Source organism: Caulobacter sp. Root343, assembly GCF_001425745.1.
Lineage (GTDB): Bacteria > Pseudomonadota > Alphaproteobacteria > Caulobacterales > Caulobacteraceae > Caulobacter.
In genome coordinates this window covers 159,885-181,691 of the sequence record NZ_LMDF01000001.1, presented here as the reverse complement: position 1 = coordinate 181,691, position 21,807 = coordinate 159,885, and the positions used below count along the sequence as shown (strand labels likewise).

The window sequence follows — 21,807 nt, the reverse complement described above, 5'->3', positions numbered from 1 at the left end:
CCGTCGCGGACGATGCCCGCAAAGGCGCCTCGATGTTCAGCGTACCCAGTAGCGATAAGCGTAGGCGGGCTCGAACCCTTCGTCGGCATAGAGGGCGATGGCGGGGGCGTTGTCGGCCTCGACCTGTAGCCAGGCGCGCGCGGCGCCCAGGGCCCCAGCCTCGGCCAGCAGGCCGCGCAGCACCCGGCGGGCCAGGCCCTTGCGGCGATGGTCGGGCGCGGTGCGCATGCCGAAGACGCCGGCGAAGCCGCCGCCGATGGCGCTGGCCCCGATCGCCGCCGGCGCGCCGTCGATGTCGAGCCGGACGAAGCGCGCCGGCGCGGGGATGCGACCCAGGGCGTCGAGGCGCTCGCGGCCGTCTTCCGGATCGCCGGCCGTGGCGGTGAATACCGCCTCGAACGTCGCATCCGGCGCTGCCGTGACCCGAACCTCGGGATCGCCCTCCCCGCCTGTCGAGCCCAGCATGACCACCGTCTCCTTGCAGGGCGCATAGCCCCGCGCGGCGAGGCGCTCGGGCAGGTCGTCAGGGGCGAACACGCCGTCGGTCAGCTTGAAGCGCGGCGGCAGGCCCCGCTCTGCAAACCAAGCCTCGACGGCATCAAGGGCCGTCTCAGGGTCTCGGTCGGGCGCCGCCAGCGGCCAGCAAGCGTTGATCCGCATCGAGCGGCCGGACGAGGCGTTCAGCCGCCAACCGCCCAGCCGAGCCCGTTCGCGCGCCGGCCAGGCGTCGTCGGCGAGAGGTTCGAGAAGCCGGGGATCGATCACTTCTCGGCCAACAGCTTCTCGACGATTCCCTTGGCCTCGGGACTGGACCAGTCGGCGGGGCCCGCCATCCGAGCGCGCTCGCGGCCCTGGCGGTCATAGATGACCGTCGTCGGATAGCCCGCTGCGCGCGGCTCCATGGCGAACGAGAGCTTGTAGCCCGGATCGCGATAGGTCTTCAGCGGCGGGTTGGCGGCCATTTCTTCGTTGATCAGGTTCAGATCGCTGTCGCGGTCGACGCTGATCGGCAGCACGGTGACCGGCTGGGTGGCGTAGGCCGCCTGTAGTTTGGCCAGGGTCGGCATCTCGGCCTTGCAGGGCGCGCACCAGGTCGCCCACAGGTTCATCACCACCACGCGGCCCTTGAAATCGGCCAAGGTCGCCGGCTTGCCATCCAGGCTGGTGAACACCGTATCGGGCGCGGCGCGCGGCATGGCGGGCACGTCGAGCTTTTCCAGCGAGGCCTTCTTGAATTCTCTCAGATCAGCGGGGCCATGGGGTTTGAACGAAGCGGTGGCGATGACGTATAGAACCGCCGCGGCGCCCACCAAGGCGACGCCCGAGATCGCCCATTTCAGGGGGTTGCGCTTCGGCGCGGCCTTGCCGTCTTCGACCAAGTGGACTTCGTTCATATGACCGACAACGCCTCCGATACGCCCAAGCCAGTGAAAGGCCAGGGTCAAGCCATGTGGGGCGGTCGGTTCACGGCCAAGCCGGCGGAACTGATGCAGGCGATCAACGTCTCCATCGGCTTCGACAAGCGCCTTTGGGCGCAAGACCTGGCGGGTTCCCGCGCCCACGCGCGGATGTTGATGAACCAGGGCGTGATTTCAAGCAGCGATGGTGAGGAAATCCTCGGCGGCCTCGCCCGGATCGAGGACGAGATCACGACCGGGACCTTCCCGTTCCGTGACGAGTACGAAGACATCCACATGAACATCGAGGCGCGGCTGCGCGAGATGATTGGCGCGACCGCCGGCCGTCTGCACACCGCCCGCTCGCGCAATGACCAGGTGGCTGTCGATTTCCGCCTGTGGGTCCGCGACGCCTGCGACCGCTCGGCGGGCCAGCTGGAGGCGCTGCAGAAGGCGCTGCTGGCCCAGGCGGAAGCCTATGCCGACGCCCTGATGCCGGGCTTCACCCATCTGCAGCCGGCCCAGCCGGTGACCTTCGGCCACCACCTGATGGCCTATGTCGAAATGTTCGGCCGCGACGCCTCGCGTTTCCGCGACGCCCGGGCGCGCATGAACGAGTGCCCGCTGGGCGCGGCGGCCCTGGCCGGTTCGCCGTTCCCGATCGACCGCCAGCAGACGGCGACCGCTCTGGGCTTCGACCGCCCGACCGCCAATTCGCTGGACAGCGTCTCGGCCCGCGACTTCGCGCTGGAAGCCCTGTCGGCGGCCTCGATCACCGCCACGCACCTGTCGCGTCTGGCCGAGGAGATCGTACTGTGGACGACGCCGATGTTCGGCTTCATCAAGCTGACCGACGCCTTCACGACCGGCAGCTCGATCATGCCGCAGAAGAAGAACCCCGACGCCGCCGAGCTGATCCGCGCCAAGGTCGGCCGCATCCTGGGTTCGCTGACCACCCTGACCGTGGTCATGAAGGGCCTGCCGCTGGCCTATTCGAAGGACATGCAGGAAGACAAGGTCCCGACCTTCGAGGCGTTCGACGCCCTGGAGCTGAGCCTGCTAGCCATGGCCGGCATGGTCTCGGACCTGACGCCGAACACTGACGCCATGGCCAAGGCGGCCGGCGCGGGCTTCTCGACCGCGACGGACCTGGCCGACTGGCTGGTGCGGACGCTGAACATGCCTTTCCGCGACGCCCACCACGTGACAGGCTCGGCCGTGAAGACGGCGGAGGGCTTGGGCGTCGACCTGGCGGATCTTTCCCTGGAGCAATTCCAGGCGATCGAGTCGCGGATCACCCAGGACGTCTACGCCGTTTTGACTCCGGCCGCCTCGGCGGCCAGCCGCATGAGCTACGGCGGGACCGCCCCCGCCCAGGTCCGCGCCCAGATCGCGCGTTGGAAGGAAGTGCTCGCATGAACCCGCGTTCCGTAACTCTGCTCGCGTTGGCGGCGCTCGCCATGACCGCCTCGGCCTGCGGCAAGCAAGGCGCTCTGGAACGTCCCGCGCCGCTGTGGGACGCCCAGAAGAAGGCCGCCTGGCAGGCCGAGCGCCGCGCCGCCTCGGCCCAGGCCAACCAGCCCGCCCGCGCCGGCGGCGCCCAGGAGATCCGCGACCCGGCCTCCAGCAGCCGCACCATCCGCGCCGCCCCGCTGCCGGGCACCAAGGATCCGTTCGGCGGTCCGTCCGCGGCCGGCTTCCCCGGCGCCACGCCCAACTAAGGCACTCCGTTGAATCACTTCGAATACGGCCCCGAGGGCCTGGCCTGCGAGGGTGTGCCCCTGGCCAAGATCGCGGCCGAGGTCGGCACGCCCGTCTATGTGTATAGCCGCGCCACCCTGGAGCGGCACTTCACGGTGTTCCGCGACGCGTTGGCGGCAGCGGGTGTCATCGATCCGCTGGTCGCCTACGCGGTCAAGGCCAACTCCAACGTCGCGGTGCTGAAGGTGCTGGGCGACCTGGGGGCCGGAGCCGACACGGTCTCGGAGGGCGAGGTCCGCCGCGCCCTGGCCGCCGGCATCCCGCCCGAGCGCATCGTCTTCTCCGGCGTCGGCAAGGCGCGGCGCGAGATCGAGTTCGCGCTGAAGACCGGCGTCGCCGAGATCAATGTCGAGTCCGAACCGGAACTGAACCTGATCGCGGACGTCGCCGCGGGTCTGGGCCTGAAGGCGAAGGTCGCCTTCCGGGTCAATCCGGACGTCGCGGCCGGCGGCCACGCCAAGATCGCCACCGGCAAGTCCGAGAACAAGTTCGGCGTCTCGTTCGCCGAGGCCGCGCGCCTCTACGCCAACGCCAGCAACAACGCCAATCTCGAGCCCATCGGCGTGGCCTGCCACATCGGCAGCCAGATCACCGACCTGACGCCGATGCGCGCCGCCTTCACCAAGATGCGGGGCCTGGTCGAGCAACTGCTGGGCGAAGGCCTGTCGGTCGAGCGCCTCGACCTGGGCGGCGGCCTGGGCGTGCCGTACTTCAACCATCCCGAACCGCCCTCGCCCGCTGACTTCGCCGCCATGGTCGGCGAGGTCACCGGAGGATTGAACGTCAGACTGGCCTTCGAGCCGGGCCGGGTGATCGCCGCCAACGCCGGTGTGCTGGTGTCGGAAGTGATCCACGTCCACGAGCGCCCGGAAGGCCGCAAGTTCCTGGTCATCGACGCGGCCATGAACGATCTGGTCCGTCCGGCCATGTACGACGCCTTCCACGACATCCGGCCGGTGGTGAAGCGCGCCGGCGAGACGGTCTATGACGTGGTCGGTCCGGTCTGCGAGACGGGCGACACCTTCACCCGCGATCGCGCCCTGCCGCCGTTCGCGGCCGGGGACCTGGTGGCCTTCATGTCGGCTGGCGCCTACGGCTCGGCCATGGCCAGCGAGTACAATACCCGACCGCTGGTTCCCGAGGTCCTGGTCGACGGCGACCGCTACGCGGTGATCCGCAAGCGGCCGACGTATGAGGAGATGCTGGCGCGGGACTTGGTGCCGGACTGGGTGTGATCGAAACCCCTCTCCCCTTGCGGGAGAGGGTGGCCCACGTAGTGGGTTGGGCCGTCCTATCGGACAGGCCATTCAACCCCTCATCCGTCGCCTGTGGCGACACCTTCTCCCGCAAGGGGAGAAGGAAGCCAAAATCATATCAGTCCAGCGCGCCGATGTACGGCAGGCCGCGGCTCTTGCCCTCGTCGTCGAGGCCGTAGCCGACCAGGTAGCGCGCGGGCGCTTCCCAGGCGACGAAGTCGGGCTCCATGCCACGATCCTTGGGCCAGGGCTTGCGGGCGAAGACGGCGGTCAGCACTTCGCTGGCGCCGGCGTCCTTGACCAGGCGAGCGGCTTCCGACAGCGACAGGCCGGTGTCGAACACGTCGTCGACGACCAGGGCGCGGCGGCCGATCAGCGGACGCTGCAGGTCGGCGCGAACCTCGCAACGACCCGTGCTCTTGCGCTCGTCATGGTACGAGGCCAGCCACAGGGCGTCGAACCGCACGTTGCGGCCGGCCTTGTAGAGGGCGCGGGTCAGGTCGGCGGCGAACCACAGGCCGCCGGTCAGCAGGCAGACCACGACGGTGTCGTCGTCAATACGCGGCGCGATGGCCTCGGCCAGCTTCTGAACCCGCTCGGCGATCTCGGCTTCCGAGATCAGGACTTCGGGCTTCTTGGTGTCATTCATGGTGCGCGGGTTCGTGAGAGTCAGAGGGGACGGTTGCGTCCCCGCTCTCATGTCCCGGGGGTTCCTGTCCAGCCGCTTCGTGCTCGGCGGCCGCGTCCTGGACCCCGCGCAGGGCCAGTTCAGGCTCGCCGCCGTGGTCTTCCGGCTTTTTCAAAGCAGTCTTCACCGCCCTGGCCGCGCCCGGTTCGGTGGCGAAGCCGATCTGCAGATCCTTGGCGGTCCGGGCCGGGTCGAGGAAGGTGATCGAGAAATGGCGCACCTGGCCGGGCGGGATCTTGGCGTCGGCGGCCGCGGCCAGCTGGCCGGCGACGCGCTTGCCCTTCTCGTTCAGCAGCTCGACCCGCAGCGGCGGTGAAACCACCTCGTGCTCGGTGATGTTGCGAATGGATCCGGTGATGGTCACGGCCGCGTGGCCGTCCTGCATCAAGGGGATCGCCTTGATGCTGTCGCGGTCGATGACCAGGCCCACCGTGTTCACCGGCAGGCCGACGGCGGCATAGGCCCCGGCCGAGCCCGGCATGATCCGGACGACGTCAATGCGGAAGATCAGGGCGGCGACCACGACCACGGCCATCGCCGCGGCCATGCCGGCCCAGATGACCCCAGTGGCGGTGGCTTCGCGCAGGCGACGCTCGGCGTCGGCCCGGGCGCGGAAGACCTTGGGCAGCTCTTCGCCCGGCAGCGCGCTGACCGGCGGCTCGTCGGTTTCGCCCCCCGCGCCGGCGATCTGCTCGGCGTTGTCCAATTGGCTGGCGAGGGTGGGCGCTTCGGGCTCGTCGAAGAGGTCGTTCGCCTCCTCGTTACGGGCCGTCCAACGGTTCCCGCACGAGGCGCAACGCACGACACGCCCCGCCGCACCGACCTTGGAGTCGTCGACGAAATAGCGGCTGGCGCACTCCGGACAGGTCAGTATCATGGCCGCGAATCGAACGCTCCCCACATGCCTTAAGGGGGTCGCTGATTTTAACCCTGATGTCCAGAAACCCAAGTGACGCGCCTTGCGGATCGACACAGAACAGGGCGATGACGCCCTACCGGTGGTCCGCTTCGAAGGCGTCTCGATGCGCTACGGCCGAGCCCCGGAAACCCTAAGGGACATAAGCTTTTCCCTCGATCAGGGGTCGTTTCATTTCCTGACCGGCGCCTCGGGCGCGGGCAAGAGTTCGCTGCTGAAACTGATCTACCTGGCCCACCGTGCGTCACGGGGTCGCGTCGAGCTTTTCGGCCGCGATGTCAGCCTGACCCACGGCTCGGACCTGCCGTTCCTGCGCCGGCGGATCGGGGTGGTGTTCCAGGAATTCCGCCTGCTGGAGCATCTGTCGGTGTTCGACAACGCCGCCCTGCCCCTGCGGATCCTCAAGCGCAAACCGGCCACGTATCGTGAAGACGTCGCCGAGCTGCTGAGCTGGGTGGGCCTGGGCGAGCGGATGCACGCCCTGCCGGCCACCCTGTCAGGCGGCGAGAAGCAGCGCCTGGCCATCGCCCGCGCCGTCGTCGATCGCCCGGACGTGCTGCTGGCCGACGAACCGACCGGCAATGTCGATCCGGCCATGTCGCTGCGCCTGCTGCGGCTGTTCGTCGAGCTCAACCGCCTGGGCACCACGGTCCTGATCGCCACCCACGACGAGGACCTGGTGGCCCGCGCCGCGCGGCCGACCCTGCACCTCGAGCACGGCCGCCTGGTCGATGCGGGAGGCGGCGGATGAGCGAGTTCTTCCAGGTCGCCAAGTGGAAGCCCGGCCCGCTGTTGCCGCCCCGCGACGCCCGGGACGGCGCGCTGGTCTTCGTGGTCGCGGTGCTGTGCTTCCTGGCGGTTCTCACCGCTTTCGCCGCCCTGGCCGCCAACCGCGCCGCCCACGGCTGGACCTCGCAGCTGACCGGCTCGGCCACCGTGGTGGTTCGAGCCCGCGCCAGCGAGACCCCCGACAGCGCCGCCGCCCGCGCCGCCGAGACCCTGGCCGGGATCAAAGGAGTCGTCGAGGCCCAGGCCCTGCCCCGTGAAAAGGCCGAGGCCCTGCTGGAGCCCTGGATCGGCAAGGAGGCCCTGGTCGACGAGCTGCCTACGCCGCGCCTGGTCACCCTGGACCTCGATCCCAAGGCGCCGCCCAGCGCCGCGACCCTGGACAAGGCCCTGAGGTCCGCCGGGGTCGACGCCACGGTCGACGATCACAGTCGCTGGATCGCCGACATCGAGCGCGCCGCCGACTTGGCGCGCCTGGCGGCCCTGGGGGTCTTCGCCCTGATCGCCGCCGCCGCCGCCGCCGTCATCGCCTTCGCCACCCGCGCCGGCCTGGCCGCACGACGCGACGTGATCGAGGTGCTGCACTTCTCGGGGGCCGAGCAGGGCTTCATCGCCAGCCTGTTCCAGAACCGCTTCGCGACCATGGGCGCGCTGGCGGGCTTGCTGGGCGGCGCGAGCGCGGCGATCATCGGCGCGATCGCGCGCTATTTCGGCGGCGGCGCGGGGGTCGCGCCGGTGCTGCCGCTGGCCTGGATCGATCTGGTCGCCGCCCTGCCCGCGCCGGTGGTCGCCGCCCTGATCGCCGGCCTTTCGGCCCGTCTGGCCGCGTCGCGCATCGTGGGGGAGATGCCGTGAAGACCCGAACGCCATGAAGACGCTGGCCGCGCTGCTGATCGCCCTGATGATCTGGGGGCTGGGTCTGCTGGCCTTCACCGGCCGCGTGGACCAGTCGACCCCCGCGCCCGAACCGCCGATCGCCGACGGTGTCGTGGTTCTGACCGGCGCCTCCAATATCCGCCTGGAAGCCGCCACCAAGCTGTTGGAAGAAGGCAAGGGCCAGCGCCTGCTGATCTCCGGCGTCAACCGCGAGGCCACCCGCGCCGACGTCCAGACCGTGACCAAGGCGGTCAAGCCGATCTATGATTGCTGCGTGGACCTGGGCTTCACGGCCGCCAACACGGTCGGCAACGCCCTGGAAACGGCCGAATGGGCCAAGTCCAAGGGCTATAAGAGCCTGATCGTGGTGACGGCCGACTATCACATGCCGCGCTCGATGCTGGAGCTGAAGGCCGCCATGCCGGGCGTGAAGCTGTTCCCCTACCCCGTCCAGACCGAGAGCCTGAACGCCCATCGTTGGTGGAAGACCGGCCCGAGCGCCCGGCGGATGATTGTGGAATATTGCAAGTACCTGGCGATCCTGGGCCGCGAAGCGTTCCTAGGGCTGGGACCGAAAGAGAAGCCCGCCCCGGCGGCGAAGGAAGCGTCTTGATCTATCTGCGTTCGTTGCTGTTCCAGCTGTTCTTCTGGCTGTGGTCGATCGGTTGGGCGGTCGGCATGATCCTGACCTACCCCCTGCCGCGTGGCGCCAACACCTGGTCGCTGTCGACCTGGGCCAAGGGCCTGATCTGGGGCCTGCGCTGGCTGGCCGACGTCAAGGTCGAGGTGCGCGGCGACCGGCCCACCGGTCCGGCCCTGGTCGCGTCCAAGCACCAGTCGATGTTCGACGTCTTCAGCCAGTTCGCCTTGCTGCCCGACGCCTGCTTCGTGATGAAGAAGGAGCTGCTGATGGTGCCGCTGTTCGGCTGGCACGGGCTGAAGGCGGGCATGGTCGTCGTCGATCGCGCCGGCCACTCGACCGCCCTGAAGAAGCTGGTCCGCGACTCCGTCGAGCGCATGAAGGAAAGCCGCCAGATCGTGATCTTCCCCGAAGGCACCCGCGGCGCGGTCGGCCAGCCGGGCGATTACAAGCCGGGCATCGCCGCGCTCTATCGCGAGCTGGACATGCCGGTGACGCCGCTGGCCCTGAACTGCGGCGTCCATTGGAACAAGGGCTTCGTCGTCAAGCCGGGCACGATCGTCTTCGAATATCTCGAACCGATCCCCGCCGGCCTGAAGCGCGGCGAGTTCATGCGCGAGCTGCAGACCCGCATCGACACCGCGACCAAGGCGCTGGAGGACGAGGGCGTCTAGCCATGACGAGGCGCCCCGCCGAAGATAAGGTCGCCAAGGTCCTCGCAGATGGCCTCTCGGATCCTCGATCCCATCTGAACGGCACTGAGCTTCTTCTGCTGTCGGAAGGATGCCTGCCGCTGGACCGCATCATCCACACGATCGAGGGCTTCGTTCTCAAGGACGGCTTCCAGTACCTGGCTATGGAGTTTTCCCTCTTCGGCCAGGATCCCGAGGAAGAAGAACGTCCCTGGCCGGATCGCGCCAAGGATTCCCACGCCATCGTCAGCGAGATCGGCGCCGCCGCCAACGCGTCGGGCGAAATCGTCGTCTTTCAGGTTTGGCTGGAATGGGCCGACGACTAGCCAGGTTCGATCCCCTCGACCATCCTCAAGAGCTTCTCCATCGCGTGATCGCGCACCCCGTCCTCGCGCAGGTGAGAGACCAGGTCGCGGAGATAGTCGATGTTCGGACCCGACAGGCCCGTGGCCCCGGCGATCAGCCGCGCCTGCTCGTCCAGCGTCAGGGCTCCGGCCCACTGGCTGTGCTTCATGTCCGACAGGAAGACGAGCGCCGGCACTTTTCCGTTCCCGTCGATCTTCACCTCGCGCGAGGTCTCGAAATAGGTCTCGGTCGGCTGCTCGCGTTCGCGGAGGTAGGCGTAGACGCCCTCCCATTCGCTGGCCGCCACGCGATAGGCCATGCCGCGCACCGAACCGCCCGGCGCCAGGCCCAGCACCAGGCCCGGCCGCTCGTAGGTGCCGCGGTGATGCACCGAATAGATGCAGAAGGCCCGCCGCCGCCCGTGGAGCACGGCGGTTCTTCGGTCTATGAACGGGAACCCGGGTCGCCACATCAGCGATCCGTACCCGAACACCCAGCGATCTTCGCCGCCGCCCTCTAAGCTCATCACCGATCCCGACTGGACGCGCCCTATACATGACCCATAACGACGCCCGCCCGTCCCGCAAAGCCCCCCGGAAAGCCAGGCGCGGCCGTCTGTTCACGCCTTTCATCCTGGCCGCCCTGGTCGCGGGCGGCTGGAGCTATGGCTGGTACTGGCTGCGCGGCCAGGCCGAACAGCGGATGGACGCCCAGTCGGCCGACCTGAAGTCGCGCGGCTATGACCTGTCCTGGAGCGCCCGCACCTTCCACGGCTTCCCGTTCCGGATGAACGTCGAGCTGACCGACGCCCGCGTCGCCGAGCCCACCGGCTGGGCCGTCCGCGCGCCGCTGCTGAAGGGCGAGGCCGAGATCTATGACCTGACCCACTGGGTGCTGGTCGCGCCGCAAGGCGTGGTCCTGACCCGTCCGGAAGCCGGCGACGTGACCATCACCGGCCAGGCGCTGCGGGCCAGCATCTCGCACGTCACGGAATATCCACCGCGCGTCTCGGTCGAGGGCGCCAAGCTGACCTTCGTCCCCGCGCCCGGCGCCAAGCCGTTCCAGCTGGTCTCGGCCGACGACATGCAGTTGCACCTGCGCTCGGGTCCGGACGACCAGGGCGCGATCTTCTTCAAGGCCGGCGGGGCCAAGACCGCCTTCACGGGCCTGCTGGGCCGCCTGGCCCAGGACAAGACCGCCTCGATGATCCTGGAGACCCGCCTGTCGCACGTCTCGTATCTGCGCGGCCGCAACTGGGAGGCGGCGGTCAAGCGCTGGAGCGAGGCCGGCGGCCAGATCACGCTGCAACAGAGCCAGATCCTGGCCGGCGACGCCGAGGGCAAGGCCAAGTCGGGCGTGCTGTCGGTCGATTCCGGAGGCCGGATGACCGGCTTGCTGCAGGTGGTGATCAAGGAACGGGCCGACCTCTCCCAGCCGATCAAGACGCCGGAGCAGGCCCTGGCCGCCGCCGCCCAGGCCGTGGGCCAGGAGCCGGTCATCGAAGCCGATCTCAGGTTCCAGGACGGCCGCACGCGGCTGGGCTTGTTCGACACCGGCCCGGCGCCGAAGCTCTACTGATTGGTCTTCGATCGCCGGAGACGCAATTTTCTTGCCGTGACGCCTGGCTATTGCGTGTTCGGCGGCAAGGACTATGGTCCCGCCTCCAATTTCGGGGAAGAACATGGGCAGCGACGCGACGGACGCCACACCGTCTCTCGAAGAGGTCCGATGGCGGCTCGACGCCATCGACGGTGAACTTCTGAAGCTGATCGACGAGCGCGCCAGCCTGGCCAGCGCCGTCGCGGCCGCCAAGCGCGCCTCGGGCGACACGGGCTTTGGCCTGCGCCCCGGCCGCGAGGCCCATATCGTCCGCAAGCTGCTCGACACGTCCCGCAAGGGCGCGTCCGACGCTCTGGTCATCCGCATCTGGCGCGAGATCATGGCCGACAACCTGGCGCGCCAGGGCCCGTACCATCTGGCCGTTTTCGGTGGCCGCGACCCGGCTCGCGCCGTCGAGCTGACCCGGCTGCGCTTCGGAACCGCCCCGCGCCTGTCGATCGTGCCCAGCGCCCAGGACGCCCTGGCCATCGCCCGTTCGCCGTGGGGCGTGGCCGTCCTGCCGCTGGCCGCCGACACGCCTTGGTGGGGTCGCCTGCTGGCCGAGCCGAAGCTGAAAGTGTTCGCCGCCCTGCCCTGTCTGGCCTCGTGGGGTCCGCAGGCGGCGCTCGCCGTCGCCGAGGTCGAGGTCGAGCCGACCGGCGGCGACCAGACCTTCTGGGTCACCGACGCGCCCAAGAGCGCCGCCGCTATCGTCGAGACCCTGAGCCAGACCGACATCGCCGCCGAGCTGATCGCCGAGGCCAGCGGGCTGAAGCTGTTCTCGCTGTCGGGCTTCTTCCAGTCGCACGACGCGCGCCTGGCCCGCGCGCCCGGCCAGCTGACCGGCGTCATCGGGGCTGCGCCCGAACAGTTCGACGTGTAAGAGACGCCCGTCACGTTTGAGACGTCCGTCAACCGAGTAGTCCGATGACCGCCGCCCCCACCGACCGCTTCGCCGCGCCCCGTCCTGTCCCCAAGCCCGGGATCATGGACATCCACGCCTATGTCGGCGGCAAGTCGAAGGTCGAGGGCATCGCCCACCCGGTGAAGCTGTCGAGCAACGAGAACATCCTGGGCAGCAGCGACAAGGCCAAGCAGGCCTATCGCGACGCGGTCGACCGCCTGCACATCTATCCGGACGGCAAGTCGAACCTGCTGCGCGCCGCCGTGGCCGAGCGCTTCAACCTGGAGCCCGAGCGCCTGACCTTCGGCGACGGCAGCGACGAGATCTTCGCCCTGCTGAACCAGGTCTATCTCGAGCCGGGCGACAACATCGTCCAGGGCGAGCACGGCTTCGCCGCCTACGCCATCGGGGCCCGCGCCTGCCAGGGCGAGGTGCGGATGGCCAAGGAAGTGAACCACCGGATCGACATCGACGAGGTGGTCAAGTGCGTCGACGAGCGCACGCGCCTGGTGTTCATCGCGAACCCCGCCAACCCGACCGGCACCTGGTTGACCGGCGAGGAGATCCGCGACCTGCACGCGGCCCTGCCGCCGTCGGTGATCCTGGTCCTCGACGGCGCCTATGCCGAGTTCTGCAGCGACCCGCGCTTCGAGGACGGCCTCGACCTGGCCCGCACCGCCGAGAACGTGATCGTCACCCGGACCTTCTCGAAGATCCACGGCCTGGCCGCGCTGCGCGTCGGCTGGGGCTATGCGCCCAGCCATATCATCGAGCCGCTGGAGCGAATCCGTCCGCCGTTCAACACCTCGATCCCCGGCCAGGAAGCCGCCATCGCGGCCCTGTTCGACGACGAATTCCAGGCCCGCTCCCTGGCCCTGGTCGAACAGTGGCGGCCGTGGATGGCCCAACAGCTGGGCGGCCTTGGCCTGGAGGTCACGCCGTCGGCCGCCAACTTCGTGCTGGCGACCTTCCCGACCACGCCGGGTAAGACCGCCCGCGAGGCCGAGGCGTTCCTGGCGTCGCGGGGCTATCTGGTCCGGGCGGTGGGCAACTACAATCTGCCCGACGCCATCCGCATCACCATCGGCCTGGAAGAGCAGAACCGCGCCGTGGTCGACCTGCTCTCCGAGTTCATGGGGCGATAGATGTCGGCTCCCGGGATCCTCTACCCCAAGCTCACCGTCATCGGCTGCGGCCTGATCGGCGGCTCGGTGATCCGCGCCGCGCGTGAGCACGGCGTGGTCGGCGAGGTCACGGTGGCCGACGCCAGCGAGGCCCACCGCGCCCGCGTCGTCGAGCTGGGCATCGCCGAGCACGTCACCGGCGACATCGCCCAGGCCGTGAAGGACGCCGACCTCGTCGTCATCGCCACCCCCGTGCTGTCGATCCCCGAGCTCGCCGCCGTCGTGATCCCGGCCATGAAGGCCGGCGCCACCCTGACCGACGTCGGCTCGACCAAGGCCAATGTCGCCGAGGCCTTCCGCGCCCAAGACCCGTCGAAGATCTTCGCCATTCCCGGCCACCCGATCGCCGGCACCGAGCAGTCGGGGCCGGACTCCGGCTTCGCCGAGCTGTTCGAGAACCGCTGGACGATCCTGACCCCGTTCGAGAGCGACGACGAGCACTACGCCGCCGCCGTCGCCAAGCTGTCGGCCTTCTGGCGCGCCTTCGGAGCCCAGGTCGAGCTGATGGAGGAAAAGCACCACGATCTGGTGCTGGCCGTCGTCAGCCACCTGCCCCACCTGATCGCCTACACGATCGTCGGCAGCGCCGCCGACCTCGAGAACGTCACCGAGAACGAGGTCATCAAGTACTCGGCCTCGGGCTTCCGCGACTTCACCCGCATCGCCGCCAGCGATCCGACCATGTGGCGCGACATCTTCGTGGCCAACAAGGACGCGGTGCTGGAGATGCTGGGCCGCTTCACCGAGGACCTCCAGGCCATGAGCCGCGCTATCCGCTGGGGCGACGCCGACACCCTGCACGCCCACTTCACCCGCACCCGCGCCATCCGCCGAGGCATCGTGGCCGCCGGCCAGGAAAGCGCCGAGCCAAACTTCGGACGGGATCGCGGCAAGCACTAGCCCTCTCAAATCCTCCCCCGCTAGGGGGAGGATTTTGGGGCGCACGGCTTCGCCGCTTCACGCGGTTTACCGCTGAAGTCTGTGGGGAGGCGACGGAGCGGCCGGGCGAACCCGGATGACCGTGAGTATTTGTGTGCGTTTCGGTTCGTCGTCCGCTCCGCCAGGCTGTTCTCTGCCGTGAGGACGGCGGGCGGGCCTCCGCTACCCCCGGACGGGCGTGGACCAACTGGATCGGCTATTCCGTCTCCAGCTCGGCGATCCACGATAGGCGGCTTGTACGATCACCGCCCGTCGTTTCGCCGCTCGGCCTTGTCCCGACAAGTCCGCCACCCACGTGCGCTCCTAAAGAGTAAGCCACGCGACCTGACGAGCCAGCCGGGGACCTAACGGCGACCCCGCTCAACCTATCCCCATCGCCGCTTCGGGCCGGATCCAAGCGCCCTCCCCTTGCGACGGGGACAGCTATGATTGTGCCGTGGTTCTGAACGCGGATCATTCAGCGGCGCGTAAAAGTGAGAAGGCGTTGAAATCGCTGACTTCGATCTCGCGAACGCCGGGGATACAGCGTGCTCAATCCCCGTGAATCCCTCTCTCYRWGAGAGAGGGATTTCTCCTCCCGTCCGCCGACGGCCCAGACGGGGCCTTTCCGCGAACCTCCGCGAGAGTTCCGATTACCGGAGCTTGCAGCGCCCAGATTTGTCCGACATATATTATCTATCTTGTGAGACTCACTCTCAGCATGTGGGAGTCGCCAGGATAGAGCGCTGAACCGGATCAACCGGGAGCCTCGGGTTGGAAACATCAAGGGCGCGGCGGGGCCGCCCCGGTCAGGAGGTCCTCATGTCGTCGTCCAAGCATGGCTGGAATTCGGGTTGCTCGTTGCTGGCCCTGGCTTTTGTCGGCGCGATGGCGGCCACCGGGGCCCAAGCCCAAACGACCGGCGCCCAGGCCGCCCCTGACAACACCGTCGACGAGGTCGTGGTCACCGGCTTCCGCGAGAGCCTGAAGAGCGCCCTGAACATCAAGCGCCAGTCCTCGGGCGTGGTCGACGCCATCAAGGCCGAGGACATCGCCGACTTCCCCGACGCAAACCTGGCCGAGTCGATCCAGCGGGTGCCCGGCGTCTCGATCACCCGCGTCGCCGGCGAGGGCCGCACCATCACCGTTCGCGGCCTGCCGCCCGCCTTCACCCGCGTGCGCATCAACGGCATGGAAGCCCAGTCGACCAGCGGCGCCACCACCAGCGACCGGGGCGCGAACCTGGGCCGCGGTTTCGACTTCAACACCTTCGCCTCGGAGCTGTTCAGCGGCATCACGGTGCGCAAGACCGCCCAGGCCGAGGTCATCGAAGGCTCGCTGGGCGCCACCGTCGACCTGGAAACCGCCCGGCCGCTGGACCAGAAGGGCCTGACCCTCGTCCTGGGCGCGGCGGCCGGCTGGAATGACCTGGCCAAGAACGTCGACCCCAAGTTCACCGCCGTGGCCGGCAACCGCTGGGACACCGCCTGGGGCGAGTTCGGGGCCCAGGCCTCGCTGGCCTATAGCAAGCGCCGGTTCCTCGAGGACCAGTGGGGCTCGGGCGGCTGGAACCCGGCCACGGTCGACGGCGGCTTCTGCACGCCCGTGGGCCGCCCGGTGCAGAACCCGGTCGACAACGCCGCCAACGGCACCGACGCCTTCAACTGCGCGACCGGCGTGGCCCGTCCGGCCGCCACGGACACCGTGTTCGACCAGGCCAACCGCTCGACCGTGTTCTTCCCGCGCCTGCCGCGCTACGGCCGGTTCCACCACGACCAGGAGCGCACCGGCGCCACCCTGGCCCTGCAATGGAAGCCGACCTCGCGCACGTCGCTGAGCTTCGACGCCCTCTATTCGAACTATGACGTCAAGCGCGAGGAGAACTGGCTGGAGGGCTTCTCGTTCGCCCGCGCCATCAGCCAGAACGGCAAGCCGCAGACGGCCGTGCGCGAGCTCGTTTTGCGCAATGCCGGGACCAGCCACACCGCCGGCGTCAACTTCGGCCAGACCGTCTACGACGTCGATTTCGCCCGTTTCGACGGCGTCGACCTGCGCTCGGACACCCAGCACGACGAGTTCCAGAACGTCTTCCAGCAATACACCTTCGCCGGCACCCACGAGCTGACCGACCGGATCACGGTCAAGGGCCTGATCGGCTATTCGAAGTCCGACTACGACCAGCCGATGACCACGACGATCATGTTCCAGCGGCCGAACACGAGCATGACGATCGACTTCCGCAAGAACCGCGACCAGCCGACCATCACTCACGGCTTCGACGTCACCGACGCCACGCAGTACAGCTTCTCGGCCCCCAATGCCGAGGTGCGGCTGCAGCAGATCTTCACGACCAACATCTACAAGACGGCCGACCTGAACCTGGCCTGGGCGGTCGACGACGACCTGACCATCAAGGTCGGCGGCCACTATGACGAGTTCTCGTTCGACACCTCGGCCTTCCAGCGGGCCAACAACTTCCTGGTCCCCAGCTTCACGTCCAGCGAGCTGAAGAACCTGACCAAGGTGGTCAGCGGCTTCGGCGGCCACGGCATCGACGCCGGCGTGTTCCCCAGCGCCTGGGCGACCATCGACTACGACAAGTTCGTCGGGAACCAGAACCTTTACGGCAAGACCGGTCTCTACAACCTGGTCAACAACTACGGCGGCATCCGGCGCGTCGACGAGAAGGTCACCTCGGGCTACCTGCAGGCCGACCTGAAGACCGAGATCGGCGGCGTCCCCGTGCGCGGCGACGTCGGCTTCCGCATCGCCAAGACCGAGCTGGAGTCGCGCGGCTACCAGATCGGCCTGACGCCGCAGCAGGTCACCGCCGAGCACAGCTACACCGATGTCCTGCCGTCGCTGAATATCTCGGTGAACGCCACCCCCGACTTGGTCCTGCGCTTCTCGGGCGCCAAGACCGTGTCGCGGCCGGAGCTGGGCTTCCTGACACCCGGCGGTAGCCTGAACCTGACCGGCACCCCGTCGATCACCTCGGGCAACCCGACCCTGGACCCGATCCGCGCCTGGACGGCCGACGTCGGCGCCGAATGGTACTTCGCCCCCGGCGCGATCCTCGGCGTGGGCCTGTTCTACAAGGACATCGAGACCTATGTTCAGAACCAGTCCCAGCAGCTGACCTTCCGCCAGACGGGCCTGCCGATGGCGCTGCTGGGCTCGTCGGGCGTCGATCCGGACAACACGCCGATCACCGTCACCCGGCCGCTGAACACCCCGGGCGGCCCGCTGAAGGGCTTCGAGATCAACTACCAGCAGGCCTTCACCTTCCTGCCGGGCCTGCTGAGCCACACGGGCGCGCTGTTCAACTACACCTATGTCGACAGCCAGATCGACTACTTCCTGGCCGCCGGCGGCCTGACCACCAACGACCTGATCGGCCTGTCCAAGAACGCCTACAACGCCACGCTCTACTACGAGGACAGCAAGTTCAGCGCCCGCGTCTCGGCCTCGTACCGCGACAAGTCGATCGTCGCCCTGCCGGCCAACAATCCGCTGCAGGACCTGGAAGGCTATTCGCCGAACCTGACCTTCGACATGGCCGCCTCGTACCAGATCAGCGACCACTTCAAGCTGTCGCTGGAAGGCCTGAACATCTTCGACCGCTTCAACCGGCAGTTCATCGACTCCGACCGGGACAGCACCTTCGTCTACACCCACACCGGCCGGCAGTTCAGCCTGGGCCTGCAGTACAAGTTCTAGCCTGGCGAAGGGCGGGCTCCTCCGATCGGGGGCCCGCCCGTTCCCGCCGCAATCGCGAAATCAGCCCGCAACAATTCGGGCCGAAGAGGCGATCAGGGACATCACCCCGGAAGGAAACCCCTCTATGCGCCGCACGCTCATCGTCGCGCTCGCTTGCCTCACCACGCTGGCCGCCGGCGCCGCCCTGGCCCAGGAAGGCCCGCCGCCCGGCGCGCCGCGCCAGATGCCGTCGCCGGAAGACATGCTCAAGCGCTGGGACACCAATGCCGACGGCGTCGTCGACAAGGCCGAATGGACCGGCGCTGGCCGTCCGGAAGATCGCTTCGCCATGATCGACGCCGACAAGGACGGCAAGATCACGATCGCGGAGCTGAAGACGGCCTTCGAACAGATGCGCGCCCGTCGCATGCAGCAAGGCTTCCCGCCCCCCGGAGGCTCCCCGCCGCCGGAAGGCGCCCCGCCGCAAAACTAGGCGCTCCCTAGGAGCCGCTTCGAACGCCGCCCGATCGTCTCGGGCGGCGTTTTTCGTTTCAGCCGAGCACTCGGGCGCGCTGCGTCGCCAGCGGCAGGGTCCCCGGCCACAGCACCGTGTCGTGGAAGGCCTTGAGGTCGAAGTCGTGGCCCTGGCGCCGGCGGGCCGCTTCGCGCAGGCGGACCAGCTCCAGCCAGGCCAGCCCCTGGCCGGCCTGGCCGCCCGGGCCGATCGCGGCGCGTTCGACGTCCTGGGCGATCGGCGCGAACACCGGCGGCGGACCTTGCAGGTCGGCGAACCAGGCCTCGGCCTTGGCGCGCGTCCAGCCCTTGGCGTGCATCCCCGTGTCGACTGTCAGGCGGCCGGCGCGGAACAGCATCCACTGCACGTATCCCAGCTCCGACAGCGGATCGCCGGCGAAGGCGCCCTCCTCGTCGGCGACCTGCTCGGCATAGATCGCCCAGCCCTCGACGAAGCCGGGACAGGCCACTCGACTGCGCAGCGGATGCGCGCCGGAGCCTTCCTCCATCGGGATCTGCAGCATGTGGCCGGGCACGCTCTCATGATGGACGACGCTGGGCAGGGTCCAGCTGGGCCGGCTGCGAATGGCGGCGAGGTCGACGAAATAGGCCCCCGGCCGCTTGCCGTCGAAGCTGGGCGCGTCGCGATAGCCCTGGCGGGCGGCCGCCTCGTCGGCCCGCGACATCCGCGAGATCCGGGCCGTCAGCGTCCCGGGCGGAACCGCGCCGAACGACCGGGGAAGCCGCGCCTTGGCCTTCTCCAGCCAGACGTTCATGTCGGCCACCAGCCTGTCGCGGCCGGCGTCGTCGTCGCTGTAGAGCCAGCGCGGATCACGCGACAGCACCGCCAGCCGGGCGCCGACCGCGCCTTTCGTCAGCCCCCGCGCTCGTAGCAGCCTGTCGGCCCGCGCGCTGAACATCCGGGCGGCCTCCAGGCCGCGCGCGTGCGCCTCGGCCGGCGTGATCGCCATGCCGAGGTTCAGCTTCAGCACCAGTTCGTAGTAGGCCTGGGCGTCCTTGAAGCGCACGCCCGCGCCTTCGCCAGCCTTGGGCCTGAGGGCGACCAACGCCTGGCTCTGGCGGCCCAAAGCCGCGCCGAGGTCAGCCGGCGCGCCTGCGGCCGCCTTGGCCAGGCCCGCCGCGACCTTGTCGATCACGAAGGCCGGCGGGATGACGCCCAGGGCGGCGTCGGCGCGGAGCTTGTCGGTTTCGGCGTCCAGCTTGGCGACCAGGGCGGACGGAGCGTCGCCGCCGGCCTTCACGGCATCGGCGGTCTTCAGCCACGCTCCGGCGCGGGTGGTGACGACATAGGGTGAGCCCGGCCCTGCTCCGAACGGGAAGCGGCGGACGATCTCGGCCTCGGTCTCGAAGGCCTGGAGAACCGAGTCGCGGTCCAGGCGCGCGTTCGGCGACAGGCCCTCGGCGGGAAAGGTCTTCAGCGCCGCCAGCCGTTCGGCCGCCGGACCGCCCTTGGCCAGCTTATCCAGCAAGGTTTTGAGCGCCGCATCCCCTCCGTCTCGCGCCAGGACCGGACCGGCCGCCAGCAGCGCACCGCCGGCGGCGACGCCTCTCAGGGCTTGGCGGCGGTTGAGCATGGCATCCTCCCGGAATTCTCGTTTGTCTTGTCTTACGCCGCCTGACACCGGTGTCCAGACGACAGCGGCGACGCCTAAAAGATAACGGTAACAAAGCTAGTGACAACGCTGTCTTCTTGCCGCTAGCTTCACGACCAAGGCGCGCGTCCGACGCGCCGGCGAGGAAACCTTGATGATCCGTCCGGCCGCTCTGTCCCTTGTTTCGCTGCTGGCCCTGACCAGCGCCGCCTACGCCGACGACGCGCCTCGCCAGATCCGCCTGAACCAGACGGGCCTCGAGGCCGTGGGCCCCAAGCGCGCCGTGCTGGCCGATCCTTCGACCACGCCGCTGGACTGGACCCTGCTGAACGCGTCAGGCGCCGTGGCCGCTCAAGGCAAGACGAAGGTGTTCGGCGACGACGCCGCCTCGGGTGAGCACGTCCACCAGATCGACTTCTCGAGCTTCCGTGCGGCCGGCGACGGCTATCGCCTGAAGGTCGGCGCGGCCGAGAGCCGCCCCTTCGCCCTGCGCGCCAAGCCGGACGGCAAGCTGACCCGCGCGGCCCTCTCGTTCTTCTACCAGCAGCGCGCCAGCGTCCCGATCGAGGCGCGCTTCGTCGAGCGCCCGAACCTGGCCCGCCCCGCCGGTCACGCTCCGGACAAGGCCACCTGCTTCGACCAGGCCGACGAGCGCGGCCAGGTCTGGCCGGGCTGCGACTACATGCTGGACGCCAGCGCCGGCTGGTACGACGCCGGCGACCACGGCAAGTACGTCGTCAACGGCGGGATCTCGGTCTGGACCCTGGTCAACGCCTATGAGCGCGCCGCCGTGCTCAAGCGCCAGGCGGCGCTGAAGGCTCTGGGGGACGGCTCGCAAGCCCTGCCGGAAAACGCCAACGGCGTTCCCGACATCCTGGACGAGGCCCGCTTCGAGCTGACCTTCCTGCTGGCCATGCAGATCCCGCAGGGCAAGACGCTGCAGGTTCCCGTCGGCAAGCAGACGCCCTCGGGCGGCAAGCTGAAACTCACGCCGATCGACGCCTCGGGCATGGCCCACCAGAAGATCGCCGACCGTTACTGGACCGGCCTGCCGACCGCCCCGGCCGACGACAAGCAGGTGCGCTATCTCTACTATCCGACCACCGGCGCGACCCTGAACCTGGCCGCCGTCGCCGCTCAGGCCGCGCGGGTGTGGAAGACCATCGACCCGGCCTTCTCGGCCAAATGCCTGGACGCCGCCCGCCGCGCCTTCGCCGCCGCGCAGGCCCATCCCGACATCTACGCCATCGGCCCGTTCACCGGCAGCGGCGGCTATGGCGACGGCGAGCTGACGGACGAGGCCTACTGGGCCGCCGCCGAGCTCTACGCCACGACCAGCGAGGCCCCGTACGAGAAGGCCCTGCGCGCCTCGCCGCTGTTCCTGGCCTCGCCGACCGCCGGCGCGCGGCCGACCGGCGACATCAGTTGGGGCTCGGTCGGCGCCCTGGGCACGATCACCCTGGCCCTCGCGCCCAACGGCTTGAAACCGGCGGAGGTCGCGGAAGCTCGCGCCAACCTCACGGCCAGCGCCGGCAAGTACCTGTCCGACGACATCAGCCAGGGCTACGCCCTGCCCTATGCCTCGCCCGGCTATCCGTGGGGCTCGAACGCGTCGGTGCTGAACCGGGTCCTGGTGCTGGGCCTGGCCCACGACTTCACCGGCGAGATCGCCTACCGCTACGGCGCGGTGGACGCCATGGACTATGTCCTGGGCCGCAATCCGCTGGACCGCTCCTACGTCACCGGCTTCGGCGCGCGGGCGATGCGCCATCCGCACCATCGCTTCTGGGCGCATCAGGCCGATCCGGCCTATCCCGAACCGCCGGCCGGCGTGCTCTCGGGCGGCCCCAACTCGACCAGCATGGGCGATACGGTGGCCAAGGACATGAAGGGCGCGTGCCGGCCCCAGACCTGCTGGACCGACGACTACCGCGCCTTCACCCAGAACGAGGTGGCGATCAACTGGAACGCCCCGCTGGTCTGGGCGTCGGCCTTCCTCGACGACACGGCGCGGTAGGCT

General features: G+C 69.0%; 21 protein-coding genes. 15 read left to right on the top strand and 6 right to left on the bottom strand.

All coding sequences use genetic code 11. The features are described 5' to 3' along the window. Positions 1-36 precede the first annotated feature (36 nt). Both ASC70_RS00915 and ASC70_RS00910 read right to left on the bottom strand, forming a co-directional pair. Entirely contained in the window at positions 37-765 is a 729-nt protein-coding gene (locus ASC70_RS00915) for a GNAT family N-acetyltransferase (protein WP_056045518.1), read from the bottom strand. Next, a complete protein-coding gene (locus ASC70_RS00910) occupies positions 762-1,394 on the bottom strand; it encodes a TlpA disulfide reductase family protein (RefSeq protein ID WP_056045516.1) in 633 nt (210 codons plus the stop codon). Before ASC70_RS00910 ends, ASC70_RS00915 begins: the two co-directional genes overlap by 4 nt. On the opposite strand from ASC70_RS00910, the gene argH reads away from it, so the two are divergent. Genes argH through lysA form a run of 3 tightly spaced genes read left to right on the top strand, consistent with a single transcriptional unit; the run spans position 1,395 to position 4,393 of the window. Then, complete coding sequence (argH, locus tag ASC70_RS00905) at positions 1,395-2,816, top strand: argininosuccinate lyase (RefSeq protein ID WP_082539661.1); 1,422 nt, start codon at positions 1,395-1,397, stop codon at positions 2,814-2,816. Continuing rightward, on the top strand, positions 2,795-3,118 hold the full coding sequence (locus ASC70_RS00900) for a hypothetical protein (protein ID WP_056045512.1): 324 nt from the start codon (positions 2,795-2,797) through the stop codon (positions 3,116-3,118). The genes argH and ASC70_RS00900 overlap by 22 nt, the downstream gene beginning before the upstream one ends. Positions 3,119-3,127: 9 nt before the next feature. Continuing rightward, complete coding sequence (gene lysA, locus ASC70_RS00895) at positions 3,128-4,393, top strand: diaminopimelate decarboxylase (protein WP_056045509.1); 1,266 nt, start codon at positions 3,128-3,130, stop codon at positions 4,391-4,393. Positions 4,394-4,532: 139 nt separating this feature from the next. Here lysA and ASC70_RS00890 read toward each other — a convergent pair whose 3' ends face one another. After that, positions 4,533-5,114: a phosphoribosyltransferase gene (locus tag ASC70_RS00890; RefSeq protein ID WP_162247165.1), complete on the bottom strand. Its 582-nt coding sequence runs from the start codon at positions 5,112-5,114 to the stop codon at positions 4,533-4,535. Next, positions 5,056-6,003, bottom strand: coding sequence for an MJ0042-type zinc finger domain-containing protein (locus ASC70_RS00885; protein WP_162247164.1), 948 nt, complete (start codon positions 6,001-6,003; stop codon positions 5,056-5,058). The genes ASC70_RS00890 and ASC70_RS00885 overlap by 59 nt, the downstream gene beginning before the upstream one ends. Before the next feature lie 58 nt (positions 6,004-6,061). Between ASC70_RS00885 and ftsE the strand changes: the two genes are divergently transcribed. Genes ftsE through ASC70_RS00860 form a run of 5 tightly spaced genes read left to right on the top strand, consistent with a single transcriptional unit; the run spans position 6,062 to position 9,338 of the window. Next, positions 6,062-6,769: a cell division ATP-binding protein FtsE gene (gene ftsE / locus ASC70_RS00880; RefSeq protein WP_162247163.1), complete on the top strand. Its 708-nt coding sequence runs from the start codon at positions 6,062-6,064 to the stop codon at positions 6,767-6,769. After that, positions 6,766-7,659 (top strand): ABC transporter permease, encoded by an 894-nt coding sequence (locus tag ASC70_RS00875; RefSeq protein WP_056045500.1) that lies wholly within the window; start codon positions 6,766-6,768, stop codon positions 7,657-7,659. Before ftsE ends, ASC70_RS00875 begins: the two co-directional genes overlap by 4 nt. 13 nt (positions 7,660-7,672) lie before the next feature. Then, a complete protein-coding gene (locus ASC70_RS00870; RefSeq protein WP_056045497.1) occupies positions 7,673-8,293 on the top strand; it encodes a YdcF family protein in 621 nt (206 codons plus the stop codon). Further along, on the top strand, positions 8,290-8,994 hold the full coding sequence (locus ASC70_RS00865) for a 1-acyl-sn-glycerol-3-phosphate acyltransferase (RefSeq protein WP_056045494.1): 705 nt from the start codon (positions 8,290-8,292) through the stop codon (positions 8,992-8,994). The genes ASC70_RS00870 and ASC70_RS00865 overlap by 4 nt, the downstream gene beginning before the upstream one ends. Positions 8,995-8,996: 2 nt before the next feature. Continuing rightward, the gene (locus ASC70_RS00860; RefSeq protein ID WP_056045490.1) at positions 8,997-9,338 is read left to right on the top strand and encodes a hypothetical protein; all 342 of its coding nucleotides are present in this window, start codon (positions 8,997-8,999) and stop codon (positions 9,336-9,338) included. Here the strand turns inward: ASC70_RS00860 and ASC70_RS00855 are convergent. Beyond that, positions 9,335-9,883, bottom strand: a complete 549-nt coding sequence (locus tag ASC70_RS00855; RefSeq protein WP_056045487.1) for a gamma-glutamylcyclotransferase — start codon at positions 9,881-9,883, stop codon at positions 9,335-9,337. The genes ASC70_RS00860 and ASC70_RS00855 overlap by 4 nt on opposite strands. Positions 9,884-9,912: 29 nt before the next feature. Between ASC70_RS00855 and ASC70_RS00850 the strand changes: the two genes are divergently transcribed. The 6 genes from ASC70_RS00850 (at position 9,913) to ASC70_RS00825 (ending at position 18,154) form a co-directional block, all read left to right on the top strand. Continuing rightward, positions 9,913-10,935 carry a DUF2125 domain-containing protein gene (locus ASC70_RS00850; RefSeq protein WP_056045484.1) on the top strand — a complete coding sequence of 341 codons (1,023 nt, stop codon included), beginning with the start codon at positions 9,913-9,915 and terminating at the stop codon, positions 10,933-10,935. A 103-nt stretch (positions 10,936-11,038) separates the two neighbouring features. Beyond that, positions 11,039-11,839 (top strand): chorismate mutase, encoded by an 801-nt coding sequence (locus ASC70_RS00845; protein ID WP_056045481.1) that lies wholly within the window; start codon positions 11,039-11,041, stop codon positions 11,837-11,839. Positions 11,840-11,883: 44 nt separating this feature from the next. Then, positions 11,884-13,005, top strand: a complete 1,122-nt coding sequence (gene hisC / locus ASC70_RS00840) for a histidinol-phosphate transaminase (protein WP_056045478.1) — start codon at positions 11,884-11,886, stop codon at positions 13,003-13,005. After that, positions 13,006-13,944: a prephenate/arogenate dehydrogenase family protein gene (locus ASC70_RS00835; protein ID WP_047412646.1), complete on the top strand. Its 939-nt coding sequence runs from the start codon at positions 13,006-13,008 to the stop codon at positions 13,942-13,944. 840 nt (positions 13,945-14,784) lie between these two features. Then, positions 14,785-17,682 carry a TonB-dependent receptor gene (locus tag ASC70_RS00830; protein WP_056045475.1) on the top strand — a complete coding sequence of 966 codons (2,898 nt, stop codon included), beginning with the start codon at positions 14,785-14,787 and terminating at the stop codon, positions 17,680-17,682. A gap of 124 nt (positions 17,683-17,806) precedes the next feature. Beyond that, entirely contained in the window at positions 17,807-18,154 is a 348-nt protein-coding gene (locus tag ASC70_RS00825; protein ID WP_056045472.1) for a calcium-binding protein, read from the top strand. Between the two features lie 58 nt (positions 18,155-18,212). Here ASC70_RS00825 and ASC70_RS00820 read toward each other — a convergent pair whose 3' ends face one another. Continuing rightward, a complete protein-coding gene (locus ASC70_RS00820; protein WP_056045469.1) occupies positions 18,213-19,769 on the bottom strand; it encodes a DUF885 family protein in 1,557 nt (518 codons plus the stop codon). 172 nt (positions 19,770-19,941) lie between these two features. Between ASC70_RS00820 and ASC70_RS00815 the strand changes: the two genes are divergently transcribed. Beyond that, on the top strand, positions 19,942-21,804 hold the full coding sequence (locus ASC70_RS00815; RefSeq protein WP_056045468.1) for a glycoside hydrolase family 9 protein: 1,863 nt from the start codon (positions 19,942-19,944) through the stop codon (positions 21,802-21,804). Positions 21,805-21,807: the final 3 nt, after the last annotated feature.

What these genes read in the sequence shown, in the direction of transcription:
- ASC70_RS00910 (WP_056045516.1), bottom strand. Translation starts at nt 1,394, where the DNA reads ATGAACGAAGTCCACTTGGTCGAAGACGGCAAGGCCGCGCCGAAGCGC.
- argH (WP_082539661.1), top strand. Translation starts at nt 1,395, where the DNA reads ATGACCGACAACGCCTCCGATACGCCCAAGCCAGTGAAAGGCCAGGGT.
- ASC70_RS00890 (WP_162247165.1), bottom strand. Translation starts at nt 5,114, where the DNA reads ATGAGAGCGGGGACGCAACCGTCCCCTCTGACTCTCACGAACCCGCGC.
- ASC70_RS00875 (WP_056045500.1), top strand. Translation starts at nt 6,766, where the DNA reads ATGAGCGAGTTCTTCCAGGTCGCCAAGTGGAAGCCCGGCCCGCTGTTG.
- ASC70_RS00870 (WP_056045497.1), top strand. Translation starts at nt 7,673, where the DNA reads ATGAAGACGCTGGCCGCGCTGCTGATCGCCCTGATGATCTGGGGGCTG.
- ASC70_RS00860 (WP_056045490.1), top strand. Translation starts at nt 8,997, where the DNA reads ATGACGAGGCGCCCCGCCGAAGATAAGGTCGCCAAGGTCCTCGCAGAT.
- ASC70_RS00855 (WP_056045487.1), bottom strand. Translation starts at nt 9,883, where the DNA reads ATGAGCTTAGAGGGCGGCGGCGAAGATCGCTGGGTGTTCGGGTACGGA.
- ASC70_RS00850 (WP_056045484.1), top strand. Translation starts at nt 9,913, where the DNA reads ATGACCCATAACGACGCCCGCCCGTCCCGCAAAGCCCCCCGGAAAGCC.
- ASC70_RS00845 (WP_056045481.1), top strand. Translation starts at nt 11,039, where the DNA reads ATGGGCAGCGACGCGACGGACGCCACACCGTCTCTCGAAGAGGTCCGA.
- hisC (WP_056045478.1), top strand. Translation starts at nt 11,884, where the DNA reads ATGACCGCCGCCCCCACCGACCGCTTCGCCGCGCCCCGTCCTGTCCCC.
- ASC70_RS00835 (WP_047412646.1), top strand. Translation starts at nt 13,006, where the DNA reads ATGTCGGCTCCCGGGATCCTCTACCCCAAGCTCACCGTCATCGGCTGC.
- ASC70_RS00830 (WP_056045475.1), top strand. Translation starts at nt 14,785, where the DNA reads ATGTCGTCGTCCAAGCATGGCTGGAATTCGGGTTGCTCGTTGCTGGCC.
- ASC70_RS00825 (WP_056045472.1), top strand. Translation starts at nt 17,807, where the DNA reads ATGCGCCGCACGCTCATCGTCGCGCTCGCTTGCCTCACCACGCTGGCC.
- ASC70_RS00820 (WP_056045469.1), bottom strand. Translation starts at nt 19,769, where the DNA reads ATGCTCAACCGCCGCCAAGCCCTGAGAGGCGTCGCCGCCGGCGGTGCG.
- ASC70_RS00815 (WP_056045468.1), top strand. Translation starts at nt 19,942, where the DNA reads ATGATCCGTCCGGCCGCTCTGTCCCTTGTTTCGCTGCTGGCCCTGACC.